Origin of the sequence: Pseudomonas wadenswilerensis (assembly GCF_900497695.1) — a bacterium.
Taxonomy (GTDB): Bacteria; Pseudomonadota; Gammaproteobacteria; order Pseudomonadales; family Pseudomonadaceae; genus Aquipseudomonas; species Aquipseudomonas wadenswilerensis.
This window is the reverse complement of record NZ_UIDD01000006.1, coordinates 300,586-314,059: the sequence shown is the minus strand read 5'-3', so window position 1 is coordinate 314,059 and position 13,474 is coordinate 300,586. Positions and strand designations below refer to the sequence as shown.

General features: G+C 63.4%; 10 protein-coding genes. 4 read left to right on the top strand and 6 right to left on the bottom strand.

The window, feature by feature from the left end; genetic code table 11:
* Positions 1–151: 151 nt before the first annotated feature.
* The 6 genes from prpD to CCOS864_RS10265 all read right to left on the bottom strand — a co-directional run bounded on the left by prpD (position 152) and on the right by CCOS864_RS10265 (position 8,614).
* Positions 152–1,636, bottom strand: a complete 1,485-nt coding sequence (gene prpD / locus CCOS864_RS10290) for a 2-methylcitrate dehydratase (RefSeq protein WP_115086193.1) — start codon at positions 1,634–1,636, stop codon at positions 152–154.
* A gap of 51 nt (positions 1,637–1,687) precedes the next feature.
* Complete coding sequence (gene prpF / locus CCOS864_RS10285) at positions 1,688–2,878, bottom strand: 2-methylaconitate cis-trans isomerase PrpF (protein WP_115086192.1); 1,191 nt, start codon at positions 2,876–2,878, stop codon at positions 1,688–1,690.
* Between the two features lie 163 nt (positions 2,879–3,041).
* A complete protein-coding gene (gene acnD, locus CCOS864_RS10280) occupies positions 3,042–5,633 on the bottom strand; it encodes a Fe/S-dependent 2-methylisocitrate dehydratase AcnD (protein ID WP_115086191.1) in 2,592 nt (863 codons plus the stop codon).
* Positions 5,634–5,812: 179 nt separating this feature from the next.
* Entirely contained in the window at positions 5,813–6,940 is a 1,128-nt protein-coding gene (gene prpC, locus CCOS864_RS10275) for a bifunctional 2-methylcitrate synthase/citrate synthase (protein WP_115086190.1), read from the bottom strand.
* 76 nt (positions 6,941–7,016) lie between these two features.
* Positions 7,017–7,907, bottom strand: a complete 891-nt coding sequence (prpB, locus tag CCOS864_RS10270; protein WP_010222526.1) for a methylisocitrate lyase — start codon at positions 7,905–7,907, stop codon at positions 7,017–7,019.
* The gene (locus tag CCOS864_RS10265; RefSeq protein WP_045194728.1) at positions 7,904–8,614 is read right to left on the bottom strand and encodes a GntR family transcriptional regulator; all 711 of its coding nucleotides are present in this window, start codon (positions 8,612–8,614) and stop codon (positions 7,904–7,906) included. The genes prpB and CCOS864_RS10265 overlap by 4 nt, the downstream gene beginning before the upstream one ends.
* A gap of 293 nt (positions 8,615–8,907) precedes the next feature.
* Here CCOS864_RS10265 and rloA point away from each other — a divergent pair, with 293 nt between their 5' ends.
* The 4 genes from rloA (at position 8,908) to pabB (ending at position 13,431) form a co-directional block, all read left to right on the top strand.
* A complete protein-coding gene (rloA, locus tag CCOS864_RS10260; protein ID WP_026001282.1) occupies positions 8,908–9,444 on the top strand; it encodes a retropepsin-like aspartic peptidase RloA in 537 nt (178 codons plus the stop codon).
* A gap of 5 nt (positions 9,445–9,449) precedes the next feature.
* Entirely contained in the window at positions 9,450–10,982 is a 1,533-nt protein-coding gene (gene rloB, locus CCOS864_RS10255) for an osmotic stress tolerance membrane protein RloB (protein ID WP_115086189.1), read from the top strand.
* Positions 10,982–11,959, top strand: a complete 978-nt coding sequence (locus CCOS864_RS10250) for an alpha-L-glutamate ligase-like protein (RefSeq protein WP_115086188.1) — start codon at positions 10,982–10,984, stop codon at positions 11,957–11,959. The genes rloB and CCOS864_RS10250 overlap by 1 nt, the downstream gene beginning before the upstream one ends.
* A gap of 128 nt (positions 11,960–12,087) precedes the next feature.
* Entirely contained in the window at positions 12,088–13,431 is a 1,344-nt protein-coding gene (gene pabB, locus CCOS864_RS10245) for an aminodeoxychorismate synthase component I (RefSeq protein ID WP_115086187.1), read from the top strand.
* The last annotated feature ends 43 nt before the right edge of the window (positions 13,432–13,474 follow it).

The following is a 13,474-nucleotide window of genomic DNA, read 5'->3' as shown; positions in this document are numbered from 1 at the left end:
CGGGCTCGGGCCAGAGTGGAGAGGTGAATGGCAGCTTTGCTCCCACACGTGCTTTAAGCACTACCGGCGTACAGCTTGCCATTCACCGCTCTCACTTCTGATTCTATTCCTACCTCAAGACACAAGCCGGCGTTGCCGGCGATGAGGCCCTTCAGATCACGAACAAATCCACAAACCGCTGCACCGCCGTCGCCTCAAGCGCCGCCTGGTCTTTGCACAAGGCAAAGATCTCGGCGCTGCGCTGCCCGGTAAAACGCGTCGCTAGGTTGGCCTTGAACTTCTCTTCCAGCAATGGGATCCCCTCGGCCCGACGGCGACGATGGCCAATCGGGTACTCCACCACCACCTGCTCGGTGCTCGAACCGTCATTGAAAAACACCTGCACGGCATTGGCGATCGAACGCTTGTCGGCCTCCAGGTATTCACGGGTATAACGCGGCTCTTCGACGATCTCCATCTTCTCGCGCAGGCGGTCGATGATCGGGTGCGCGGCATGGAAATCATCTTCGTATTGTTCGGCCACCAGGTTGCCGAAAATCAGCGGCACGGCGGTCATGTACTGGAGGCAGTGATCGCGGTCGGCGGCATTGGCCAGGGTGCCGACCTTGGAGATGATGCGGATCGCCGATTCATGGGTGGTAATGACAATACGCTCGATTTCATGCAGGCGGTTGCGCACCTGCGGGTGCAGAATCACCGCCGCCTCACAGGCGGTCTGGGCATGGAATTCGGCAGGGAAGCTGATCTTGAACAGCACGTTTTCCATCACGTAGCTGGCGTATTTCTGCGTCAGGCTGAAGGCGCGCTTGTCTTCAGGCTTGAGCGCCAGGTCCTTGTTGGCATGACTGAACAGCACATCATAAAAGCCCCACTGCGGCGCGCTCAGCACCCCGGGAATACCCATCTCGCCACGCAGGGCGATATCGGCCAGGCGCACGCCACGGCTGGAAGCATCGCCCGCCGCCCAGGACTTGCGCGAGCCGGCATTCGGCGCATGGCGATAAGTACGCAGCGCCTGGCCATCAACGAAGGCATGGGAAAGTGCCGCCAGCAGCTGTTCGCGATTGGCGCCCATGAGCTTGGCGCACACGGCCGTCGAGGCGACCTTGACCAGCAGCACATGGTCCAGCCCGACGCGGTTGAAGGAGTTTTCCAGGGCAATCACACCCTGGATCTCGTGGGCCATGATCATCGCCTCAAGCACCACGCGCATGCTCAAGGGCGCTTCGCCATTGGCCACACGTTTTTGCGAGAGGTGATCGGCCACGGCCAGGATGCCGCCGAGGTTGTCCGAGGGATGCCCCCACTCGGCGGCCAGCCAGGTGTCGTTGTAGTCGAGCCAACGGACGATACAACCGATGTCCCAAGCGGCCTTGACCGGGTCCAGGCGGTAGCTGGTACCCGGCACCCGCGCGCCGAACGGCACCACGGTCCCTTCCACCAGTGGCCCCAGGTGCTTGGTACATTCGGGGAAGCGCAACGCCAGCAGGCCGCAGCCCAGGGTATCCATCAGGCAGTTGCGCGCCGTGTCCAGCGCCTCCGGCGATTCGGCCTTGAAGCCCAGGACGTAATCAGCGATGTCCTGCAGCACCCGGTCATAATCGGGGCGGTTGTTCATATCAACGTTGGCACTCATTTCACATCTCTCTGTTGACGTAGGTAACAGGGAGCCAAGCGCCGCTACTGGTTAGAAGGCATCACCGGGTACCCGTACCCAGCCCTCCATCAGTACGCGAGCGCTACGGCTCATGATTGCTTTGGTGACAGTCCACTCACCGTTCACCTGCCGGGCTTCGGCGCCAACGCGCAGGGTGCCCGACGGGTGACCGAAACGTACGGCCGTGCGCTCGCCACCACCGGCGGCGAGGTTGACCAGGGTGCCAGGCACTGCCGCGGCAGTACCGATGGCCACGGCGGCAGTGCCCATCATGGCGTGGTGCAACTTGCCCATGGACAGCGCCCTTACCAATAGATCAACGTCGCTGGCGGCCACGGCTTTACCGCTGGATGACTGATAGGCCTCCGGTGGCGCGACAAAGGCGACTTTCGGTGTGTGCTGGCGCTTGGCGGCTTCGTCGACATGCTCGATCAGGCCCATGCGCACCGCGCCATAGGCACGGATGGTCTCGAAACGGACCAGGGCTTGCGGGTCGCTGTTGATCGCGTCCTGCAGCTCGGTGCCGGTGTAACCGATGGCTTCGGCCTGGATGAAGATGGTCGGAATGCCGGCATTGATCAGCGTGGCCTTCAGCGTGCCGACACCGGGTACCACCAGGTCGTCGACCAGGTTGCCGGTGGGGAACATCGAGCCGCCCTCGCCGTCTTCATCGGCGGCCGGGTCCATGAACTCGAGCTGCACCTCGGCGGCCGGAAAGGTTACGCCGTCCAGTTCGAAGTCGCCGGTTTCCTGGACTTCGCCATTGGTGATCGGCACATGGGCAATGATGGTCTTGCCGATATTGGCCTGCCAGATGCGCACCACGGCCATGCCGTTGTGCGGGATGCGGCCGCTGTCGACCAGGCCGGCGCTGATGGCGAACGAGCCGACGGCTGCCGAGAGGTTGCCGCAGTTGCCGCTCCAGTCGACGAACGCGGTGTCGATCGAGACCTGGCCGAACAGGTAGTCGACATCGTGCTCGGGCTTGATGCTGCGCGAAAGGATCACGGTTTTGCTGGTGCTGGACGTTGCGCCGCCCATGCCGTCGATCTGCTTGCCGTAGGGGTCGGGGCTGCCGATCACCCGCAGCAGCAGCGCGTCGCGGGCCGGGCCCGGGATCTGCGCGCTTTCCGGCAGGTCGTCGAGGCGGAAGAAAACGCCCTTGCTGGTGCCGCCACGGATGTAGGTGGCGGGGATTTTGATCTGGGGTACGTGAGCCATGGGGGTCTTGTCCTGTTGTCGTTCAGCAATCTTCAGGCTATTCACCTTCCCTGTGGGAGCCGGCTTGCCGGCGATGGCATCGACGCGGTCTATGCACTGCGCGGTGCCGGCATCGCTGGCAAGCCAGCTCCCACAGAGGGCAAGTTGCCTGTACCTCAACCCATCAAACCGCTACCGCCGATTCGAGGAAGTCCTGGGCAAAGCGCTGCAGCACCCCGCCGGCTTCGTAGATCGACACTTCTTCGGCGGTATCCAGGCGGCAGGTCACCGGCACTTCGACACGTTCGCCGTTGGCCCGGGTGACAACCAGGGTCAGGGTCGCCCGCGGGGTGCGCTGGCCGAGCACGTCGAAGGTTTCGGTGCCGTCGATGCCCAGGGTCTTGCGGTTGACGCCCGGCTTGAACTCCAGCGGCAACACGCCCATGCCCACCAGGTTGGTGCGGTGGATTCGCTCGAAGCCTTCGGCGACGATGGCCTCGACACCGGCCAGGCGCACGCCCTTGGCCGCCCAGTCACGGGACGAGCCCTGGCCGTAGTCGGCACCGGCAACGATGATCAGCGGCTGCTTGCGCTGCATGTAGGTTTCGATCGCTTCCCACATACGGGTGACCTTGCCTTCCGGCTCGATGCGCGCCAGCGAACCCTGCTTGACCTTGCCGCCTTCCTGGACCATTTCGTTGAACAGTTTGGGGTTGGCGAAGGTTGCGCGTTGCGCGGTCAGGTGGTCGCCACGGTGGGTCGCGTAGGAGTTGAAGTCCTCCTCCGGCAGGCCCATTTTCGCCAGGTACTCACCGGCCGCACTGTCGAGCATGATGGCGTTGGACGGCGACAGGTGGTCGGTGGTGATGTTGTCCGGCAGCACCGCCAGCGGGCGCATGCCCTTGAGCGTGCGCTCGCCGGCCAGGGCGCCTTCCCAGTACGGCGGGCGGCGGATGTAGGTGCTCATCGGGCGCCAGTCGTACAGCGGGGTGACCTTGGGTCCGGTGTCTTCCTGCACGGCGAACATCGGGATGTACACCTGGCGGAACTGCTCGGGCTTGACCGCCGCCTTGACCACCGCGTCGATCTCTTCGTCGCTTGGCCAGATGTCTTTCAGGCGGATTTCCTTGCCATCGACCACGCCCAGCACGTCCTTCTCGATGTCGAAGCGGATGGTGCCGGCAATCGCATAGGCCACCACCAGCGGCGGCGATGCCAGGAACGCCTGCTTGGCGTACGGGTGGATACGACCGTCGAAGTTGCGGTTGCCCGAGAGCACGGCGGTGGCGTACAGGTCGCGATCGATGATCTCTTGCTGGATGACCGGATCAAGCGCACCGGACATACCGTTGCAGGTGGTGCAGGCAAAGGCGACGATGCCGAAACCGAGCTGCTCCAGCTCGTCATCCAGGCCCGCCTCTTTCAGGTACAGGGCCACGGTTTTCGAGCCCGGTGCCAGCGACGATTTCACCCACGGCTTGCGCACCAGGCCAAGCTTGTTGGCGTTGCGTGCGAGCAAACCGGCGGCAATCACGTTGCGCGGGTTGCTGGTGTTGGTGCAGCTGGTGATCGCAGCAATGATCACCGCGCCATCGGGCATTTGCCCCGGCACTTCGTCCCACTGGCCGGCAATGCCTTTGCTCGACAGGTCGCTGGTGGCGACCCGGGCGTGGGGGTTGGATGGCCCGGCCATGTTGCGCACCACGCTGGACAGGTCGAAGCGCAGCACCCGCTCGTACTCGGCGTTGGCCAGGCTGTCGGACCACAGGCCGGCGACCTTGGCGTAGGTTTCCACCAGCTTGACCTGCTCGTCTTCACGGCCGGTGAGCTTGAGGTAGTCGATGGTCTGCTGGTCGATGGAGAACATCGCCGCGGTGGCGCCGTATTCCGGGGCCATGTTGGAGATGGTCGCGCGGTCGCCCAGGGTCAGGGCGCGAGCACCTTCGCCGTAGAATTCCAGGTAGGCGCCAACCACCTTTTCCTTGCGCAGGAATTCGGTCAGGGCCAGCACCACGTCAGTGGCGGTGATGCCCGGCTGCGGTTTGCCCGAGAGCTCGACGCCGACGATCTCCGGCAGACGCATCCACGAGGCGCGGCCGAGCATGACGTTCTCGGCTTCAAGGCCGCCGACGCCGATGGCGATCACGCCCAGGGCATCGACGTGCGGGGTGTGGCTGTCGGTGCCGACACAGGTGTCCGGGTAGGCCACGCCGCGCTCGGCATGGATCACCGGCGACATCTTCTCCAGGTTGATCTGGTGCATGATGCCGTTGCCTGGCTGGATCACGTCGACGTTCTTGAACGCCTTCTTGGTCCAGTTGATGAAGTGGAAACGGTCTTCGTTGCGGCGGTCTTCGATGGCGCGGTTCTTCTCGAACGCCTGCGGGTCGAATCCACCGCATTCCACCGCCAGGGAGTGGTCGACGATCAGCTGCACCGGCACCACCGGGTTGACCTGGGCCGGGTCACCGCCACCGTCGGCGATGGCGTCGCGCAGGCCGGCGAGGTCGACCAGCGCGGTCTGGCCAAGGATGTCGTGGCACACCACGCGGGCCGGGAACCAGGGGAAGTCGAGGTCGCGCTTGCGCTCGATCAGCTGGCCCAGCGAGGCATTGAGGCTGGCCGGATCGCAGCGGCGCACCAGGTTTTCCGCCAGTACGCGGGAGGTATAAGGAAGACGGTCATAGGCGCCGGGCTTGATCGCATCGACCGCCGCGCGGGCGTCGAAATAATCCAGGCCAGTGCCCGGCAGGTTCTTGCGAAATTCACTATTCATGGCACAGGGACTCAATCACGGTAAGGTCGGTGGCACAGCGGCCAGCCCGGAACCCTGTGGGAGCTGGCTTTGCCAGCGATGCAGCCAGCGCGATGCACCTGACACCGCGTCGATTCCATCGCCGGCAAGGCCGGCTCCCACAACAGCACAAGCTCCAGTGCTGGCCCAGTGAGCCAGTCTCAGCGTTGTTCGATTGGCACGAACTTGCGCTGTTCGACGCCGGTGTACTCGGCGCTCGGGCGGATGATGCGGTTGTTGGCACGCTGCTCGAATACATGCGCCGCCCAGCCGGTCAGGCGCGAGCAGACGAAGATCGGGGTGAACAGCTTGGTCGGGATGCCCATGAAGTGGTACGCCGAGGCATGGTAGAAGTCGGCATTGGGGAACAGCTTCTTCTGCTCCCACATGGTCTTGTCGATGGCTTCGGACACCGGGTACAGCACAGTGTCGCCCACCTCATCGGCCAGCTTCTTCGACCAGGCCTTGATCACTTCGTTACGCGGGTCGGACTCTTTGTAGATGGCATGGCCAAAGCCCATGATCTTGTCCTTGCGCGCCAGCATCTGCAGCAGCTCGGTGACCGCTTCCTGCGGGCTCTGGAAGCGCTCGATCAGCTCCATCGCCGCTTCGTTGGCGCCGCCATGCAACGGGCCGCGCAGCGAGCCGATGGCCGCGGTGACGCAGGAATACAGGTCGGACAGGGTCGAGGCACAGACCCGCGCGGTGAAGGTCGAGGCGTTGAACTCGTGCTCGGCGTAGAGGATCAGCGAGACGTTCATCACCTTGACGTGCAGCTCGCTCGGCTTCTTGCCGTGCAGCAGGTGCAGGAAGTGGCCGCCAATGGTGTCTTCATCGCTGGTGCAGTCGATGCGCACGCCATCGTGGGTGAAGCGGTACCAGTAGCACATTACCGCCGGGAACAGCGCCAGCAGGCGGTCGGTCTTGTCGTGCTGCAGGTCGAAGGTCAGCTCCGGCTCCAGGGTGCCGAGCACCGAGCAACCGGTGCGCATGACGTCCATCGGGTGAGCATTCGCCGGAATGCGTTCGAGCACTTCTTTCAGGGCTTGCGGCAGGTCACGCAGGGCCTTGAGCTTGTGCTGGTACTCGGCCAGTTGCGCCTTGCTCGGCAGCTCGCCGTACAGCAGCAGGTAGGCGACTTCTTCAAACAGCGCGTGCTCGGCCAGGTCGCGCACGTCATAACCGCGATAGGTCAGGCCGGCACCGGCCAGCCCTACGGTCGACAGTGCGGTTTGCCCGGCCACTTGACCACGCAGGCCGGCACCGCTGAGTACTTTTGCTTCGGCCATGTCTTTCTCCACTTTTGAAATTGTTATGGAATCTTGGCTAATCGCGGGGCAAGCCCGCTCCTACAGGTTCGGGCATTCAGCCCTTTTTCTGGGCGAACAGTGCGTCGAGCTTCTGCTCGAACACGTGGTAGTTGATGGCGTCGTACAGCTCCATGCGAGTCTGCATGGTGTCGATGACGTTTTTCTGCGTGCCGTCGCGACGCAGCGCGGTGTAGACGTTTTCGGCAGCCTTGTTCATGGCGCGGAAGGCCGACAGCGGGTAGAGCACCAGCGAGACATCGACCGAAGCCAGTTCTTCGGTGGTGTACAGCGGCGTGGCGCCGAACTCGGTGATGTTGGCCAGGATCGGGGCTTTGACCCGGTCGGCGAAGGTCTTGTACATCGAAAGCTCGGTGATGGCTTCCGGGAAGACCATGTCGGCACCGGCCTCGATGCAGGCGGCGGCGCGGTCCAGGGCCGCTTCCAGGCCTTCGACGGCCAGCGCGTCGGTACGCGCCATGATCACGAAGCTGTCGTCGGTACGGGCGTCGACGGCGGCCTTGATGCGGTCGACCATCTCCTGCTGGGAGACGATTTCCTTGTTCGGGCGGTGGCCGCAGCGCTTGGCACCGACCTGGTCTTCGATATGGATAGCGGCGGCGCCGAACTTGATCATCGACTTGACGGTACGCGCAACGTTGAACGCCGAGGAGCCAAAACCGGTATCGACGTCCACCAGCAGCGGCAGGTCGCAGACGTCGGTGATGCGCCGTACGTCGGTCAGCACGTCGTCCAGGCCGCTGATGCCCAGGTCAGGCAGGCCCAGCGAGCCTGCGGCCACGCCGCCACCGGACAGGTAGATGGCCTTGAAACCGGCACGCTGGGCCAGCAGCGCGTGGTTGGCGTTGATCGCACCGACCACCTGCAACGGGTGTTCGGCGGCAACTGCATCGCGAAAGCGCTGGCCGGGACTGCTTTTCTGACTCATGACTCACCTCGTGGGCTGGTAGCGTCCAGATAGTGACGCTCGATGTTGCGTTTGGAGGCGCCGATGTGACGGCGCATCAAGAGCTCGGCCAGTTCACCGTCACGGTCGGCGATGGCATCGAGAATCCGGTGGTGTTCGGCGAACGCCTGGCGTGGCCGGTTGGGCGTGGCGGAGAACTGGATGCGATACATGCGCACCAACTGATACAGCTCGCCGCAGAGCATCTGCACCAGGGTGCGGTTGCCGCTGCCCTGGATGATCCGGTAATGGAAGTCGAAATCGCCTTCCTGCTGGTAATAACCAAGGCCGGCCTGGAAGGTGGCGTCGCGCTCGTGGGTGTCGAGCACCCGGCGCAGCTCGTCGATCTCGGCTACGCTCATACGCTCGGCGGCCAGGCGGCAGGCCATGCCTTCGAGGGACTCGCGAATCTCGTACAGCTCGATCAGCTCGGCATGGCTGAGCGACACCACCCGTGCCCCGACATGGGGCACGCGCACCAGCAGGCGCTGGCCTTCCAGGCGGTGGATCGCCTCGCGCAGCGGCCCGCGGCTAATGCCGTAGGTGCGCGCCAGCTCAGGCTCGGAGATCTTGCTGCCGGGGGCGATCTCGCCTTTGACGATAGCCGCCTGGATACGCCGGAAGACGTTTTCCGAGAGGGTTTCGCTGTCGTCTGCCACTGTGCCGGGGGCTTGGGCTGTGTCCAGCATATTGTCGACACCTCATAAATCAATGAGGGCAAAACTAGCCAAACCAGCATGAATAGTCAAAGACAAAATCAACATTGTCGACAATCGTCTAAGAACGAACTTCAAGGTCCCCGCTGTTGTCTGAGTGCAGCCGCTGGCGCCAGCACACCAGCGTGATAGAATGCCGCGCCTCCCGACGGGGCACGAATAGTGTGTCTGTCATCTGTTCATGCAGGTGCCAGGTAAACGAGGAAGCTTGCGCAGTACTGCCAGTGGCCTTGACCCGAACATCGCACAGCACCGCGCCAGGATTTATGAGACTTACGCCCCTCCCACTGTTGTTCAGCCTCTGTCTGTTGCCGGCCCTGGGCCAGGCCGCGGAAAAGACCGTGTACGGCCTTAATGAATACGCCCGCCTGGCCGATATCGACCTGGAAGTGGCAGCCAAACTCGACACCGGGGCCAAGACCGCCTCGCTCAGTGCCCGCGACATCAAGCGCTTCAAGCGCAACGGTGAGTCCTGGGTGCGCTTCTACCTGGCAATTGACGCTGCCCACTCGCATCCGATAGAACGACCACTGGCCCGCGTCAGCAAGATCAAGCGACGCGCCGGTGATTACGACCCGGACGAAGGCAAGGCCTATACCGCCCGTCCGGTGATTGCCATGAACATCTGCATGGGTACGGCCCTGCGCAGCATCGAAGTGAACCTGACCGACCGCAGCGCGTTCCAGTATCCGCTGCTGATCGGCTCCGAGGCCCTCAAGCACTTCGACGCGCTGGTCGATCCAAGCCTTAAATACGCTGCCGGCAAACCCGCCTGCGCCACTGACGCTCACACCGCAGAGTAATCCTGATGCGCTCTCTTACCCTCCATCTGAAAGTCCTGATTACCGTCCTGGTGCTACTGGGCATCCTGGTCACGGCCTATCAGATCTTCTTTCTCGGCATTCCGGTGACCGAGGATGAAACCGATGACCTGTGGAACATCGACGCCAAGGTCGAGTTCGTCGCCAGCCCCAAGGACCCGGTCAAGGTCCAGATGTTCGTACCACCGCTGAGCCGCGACTACGTGAGCCTCAACGAGAGCTTCATCTCCAATAACTATGGCGTCAGCGTCAACCGCGTCGACGGCAACCGCAAGGTGACCTGGTCGGCACGCCGCGCCAACGGCAACCAGACCCTCTACTACCGTCTGGTGCTGACCAAGCGCTACAGCACCGAAAAGGCCAAGATCAAGGGCCCGACCTTCCGTGACAGCCTGGCCGTCGAAGGCCCCGAGAAGATCGCCGCCGAAGCCCTGATGGCACCTATTCGCCAGCATTCGGCCGACGTCGAAACTTTCGTCGGTGAAACCATCAAGCGGGTCAACAACCTCAACGACGACAACGTCAAGCTGCTGCTGGCCGGCGACACCTCGTCGCTGAACAAGGCCAAGGTCATCGACCTGCTACTGTCCATCGCCCACGTACCGGTCGAGAAGGTCCACACCATCCGCCTGGTCGCCGACCAGCCGCAAACCCCGGAACTGTGGCTGCGCAGTTTCAACGGCACCGACTGGCTGTATTTCAACCCGGACACCGGCGAGCAAGGCCTGCCTGCCGACCGCCTGCTGTGGTGGACCGGCGATGACAACCTGATCACCGTCGATGGCGGCAAGAAAGCCAACGTCAGCTTCAGCCTCAACAACAGCGAAATGAACGCCATTCGCCTGGCCAAGCTGACCGACGAGAACACCGACGCCGACTTCCTCGAATACTCGCTGTACGGCCTGCCGCTGCAGACCCAGCAGACCTTCATGATCATGGTGATGATCCCGATCGGCGTACTGGTGATCCTGGTGCTGCGCAACCTGATCGGCATCCAGACCCTGGGTACCTTCACCCCGGTGCTGATCGCCCTGGCCTTCCGCGAAACCCAGCTGGGCTTCGGCATCATCCTGTTCACGGTGATTACCGCGCTCGGGCTGTCGCTACGCTCCTACCTCGAACACCTTAAATTGCAGATGCTGCCGCGCCTGTCGGTGGTGCTGACCTTCGTCGTGGTGCTGATCGCCGCGATCAGCCTGTTCAGCCACAAGCTGGGCCTGGAACGCGGCCTGTCGGTGGCGCTGTTCCCGATGGTGATCCTGACCATGACCATCGAGCGACTGTCGATCACCTGGGAAGAGCGCGGTGGCGGCCATGCCATGAAAGTGGCGATCGGCACCCTGTTCGCCGCCTCCCTGGCGCACCTGCTGATGAGCGTGCCGGAGCTGGTGTACTTCGTCTTCACCTTCCCGGCGGTGCTGCTGGTACTGGTCGGCTTCATGCTGGCGATGGGTCGCTACCGCGGCTACCGCCTGACGGAGCTGGTGCGTTTCAAGGCTTTCGTGAAGGCTGACGCCTGATGTTCGGTCTCTGGAAAACCTGGAAAGCCCTGGAGGCCCGGGGCATCATGGGTATCAACCGGCGCAATGCGGACTACGTCCTCAAGTACAACAAGCGCCACTTGTACCCGATCGTCGACGACAAGATCATCACCAAGGAGCGTGCGATCCAGGCCGGCATCCATGTGCCGGAAATGTACGGGATCATCTCCACCGAGAAAGAGATCGACAAGCTCGGGGAAATCATCGGCGGGCGCAGCGACTTTGTCGTCAAGCCTGCCCAGGGTGCCGGCGGTGACGGCATCCTGGTGGTTGCCGATCGCTTCGAAGACCGTTATCGCACGGTCTCGGGCAAGATCATCAGCCACGAGGAAATCGAGCACCAGATCTCCAGCATTCTCACCGGCCTCTACTCCCTGGGCGGTCACCGCGACCGCGCACTGATCGAGTACCGGGTCACCCCGGACCAGATCTTCAAGAGCATCAGCTACGAAGGCGTGCCGGACATCCGCATCATCGTGCTGATGGGCTACCCGGTGATGGCCATGCTGCGTTTGCCGACCCGCCAGTCCGGCGGCAAGGCCAACCTGCACCAGGGCGCCATTGGCGTCGGCGTGGACCTGGCTACCGGCGTGACCCTGCGCGGTACCTGGCTGAACAACATCATCAGCAAGCATCCGGACACCACCAACGCGGTGGACGGCGTGCAACTGCCGAACTGGGACGGCTTCATGAAGCTTGCCGCCGGCTGCTACGAGCTGTGCGGCCTGGGCTACATCGGCGTCGACATGGTCCTGGACCAGGACAAGGGCCCATTGATCCTCGAACTCAACGCCCGCCCCGGCCTGAACATCCAGATCGCCAACGACTGCGGCCTGACCCTGCGTACCCACGCAGTCGAGGCGCACCTGGAGCAGTTGGCCAAAGACGGCCGTCAGGAGAGCGTCGAAGAGCGCGTGCGCTTCGCCCAGGAGCTGTTCGGCCACGTGCCGAGCTGAGTCAACACTCCGCCTGCGTCAGCCTTCCCGGCTGGCGCGGGCTGGAGACTCAATGTCGTAGTCAGCGCTAGGAGCATTTCCTACAGAGGACTACAATCGCCTCCCCCGCATTCATAGCTGTTACTTGCATGCCGACCTGTACGCTCCATCCCCTGCCCTACCAGGCCAACCCTGCGGCCTACTTCGCGCGCGTCCGCAAGGCTCCCGGCGCCGTGCTGCTCGACAGCGCCCGGCCGACCGCCGAGCGTGGCCGCTTTGACCTGCTCAGTGCCTGGCCACTGCAGACCCTGGCGCCCACTGTGGATGAAAGCGGCAGCGCCTACCTGCAGCGCCTGCGTGAAAGCCTGGCGCAACTGGGCCGGGCGGATGTACCCGATGGCATCGAACTACCGTTTGCCGGTGGCCTGATCGGCTACTTGAGCTACGACTTCGGCCGGCGCCTGGAGCATTTGCCCAGCATTGCCGTCGACGACCTGGGCCTGGCCGATGCCAGTCTTGGCCTGTATGCCTGGGCGCTGATCAGCGACCACCAGCTCAAGCACAGCCAGCTGCTGTTTCACCCAAGCCTGGCCGAGGCCGAGCGCCAGCGCCTGATCGAACTGTTCGAGGCTCCCGCCCCCGCCGACGCCACCGGTTTCTCGCTGCAAGCACCGATGCGCGGCGATATCAGCGCGCAAACCTACCGCCAGGCCTTCGACCGCGTGCAGCAGTACATCCATGCTGGCGACTGCTACCAGATCAACCTCACCCAACGCTTTCGCGCGCCGTGCCAGGGCGAGCCCTGGCACGCCTACCAGGCCCTGCGCCAGGCGTGCCCGACACCCTATTCGGGTTTCCAGCTACTGGCCGATGGCAGCGCGCTGCTGAGCTTCTCGCCGGAGCGTTTCATCCAGGTCAGCAATGGCCAGGTAGAAACCCGGCCGATCAAGGGTACCCGCCCACGCAGCAGCGATGCCGCTGAAGATGCGCGCAACGCCGCCGAACTGCTGGGCAGTCGCAAGGATCGTGCAGAGAACCTGATGATCGTCGACCTGTTGCGCAACGACCTGGGGCGCACCTGCGAGATCGGCTCGGTGAAGGTGCCGGAACTGTTCAGCCTGGAAAGCTACCCCAACGTGCATCACCTGGTCAGCAGCGTCACCGGGCGCCTGGCCGCCGGCAAGGATGCCCTGGACCTGATCGCCGACAGCTTCCCCGGTGGCTCGATCACCGGTGCCCCGAAAATCCGCGCCATGCAGATCATCGACGAGCTGGAGCCCAGCCGCCGGGCGCTGTACTGCGGATCCCTGCTGTATGTGGACGTGCGTGGTGAGATGGACAGCTCGATTGCCATCCGCAGCCTGCTGGTCAAGGACGGTCAGGTGTGCTGCTGGGGGGGGGGCGCAGTGGTGGCGGATTCGGACTGGCAGGCGGAGTACGAAGAGTCGATCACCAAGGTCAAGGTGTTGCTCGAGACCTTGCAAAGTCTCTAAAAGCATCGCTGGCAAGCCAGCTCCCACAGGTTGGGTGGTGAAC

What these genes read in the sequence shown, in the direction of transcription:
- prpD (WP_115086193.1), bottom strand. Translation starts at nt 1,636, where the DNA reads ATGAGTGCCAACGTTGATATGAACAACCGCCCCGATTATGACCGGGTG.
- prpF (WP_115086192.1), bottom strand. Translation starts at nt 2,878, where the DNA reads ATGGCTCACGTACCCCAGATCAAAATCCCCGCCACCTACATCCGTGGC.
- acnD (WP_115086191.1), bottom strand. Translation starts at nt 5,633, where the DNA reads ATGAATAGTGAATTTCGCAAGAACCTGCCGGGCACTGGCCTGGATTAT.
- prpC (WP_115086190.1), bottom strand. Translation starts at nt 6,940, where the DNA reads ATGGCCGAAGCAAAAGTACTCAGCGGTGCCGGCCTGCGTGGTCAAGTG.
- prpB (WP_010222526.1), bottom strand. Translation starts at nt 7,907, where the DNA reads ATGAGTCAGAAAAGCAGTCCCGGCCAGCGCTTTCGCGATGCAGTTGCC.
- CCOS864_RS10265 (WP_045194728.1), bottom strand. Translation starts at nt 8,614, where the DNA reads ATGCTGGACACAGCCCAAGCCCCCGGCACAGTGGCAGACGACAGCGAA.
- rloA (WP_026001282.1), top strand. Translation starts at nt 8,908, where the DNA reads ATGAGACTTACGCCCCTCCCACTGTTGTTCAGCCTCTGTCTGTTGCCG.
- rloB (WP_115086189.1), top strand. Translation starts at nt 9,450, where the DNA reads ATGCGCTCTCTTACCCTCCATCTGAAAGTCCTGATTACCGTCCTGGTG.
- CCOS864_RS10250 (WP_115086188.1), top strand. Translation starts at nt 10,982, where the DNA reads ATGTTCGGTCTCTGGAAAACCTGGAAAGCCCTGGAGGCCCGGGGCATC.
- pabB (WP_115086187.1), top strand. Translation starts at nt 12,088, where the DNA reads ATGCCGACCTGTACGCTCCATCCCCTGCCCTACCAGGCCAACCCTGCG.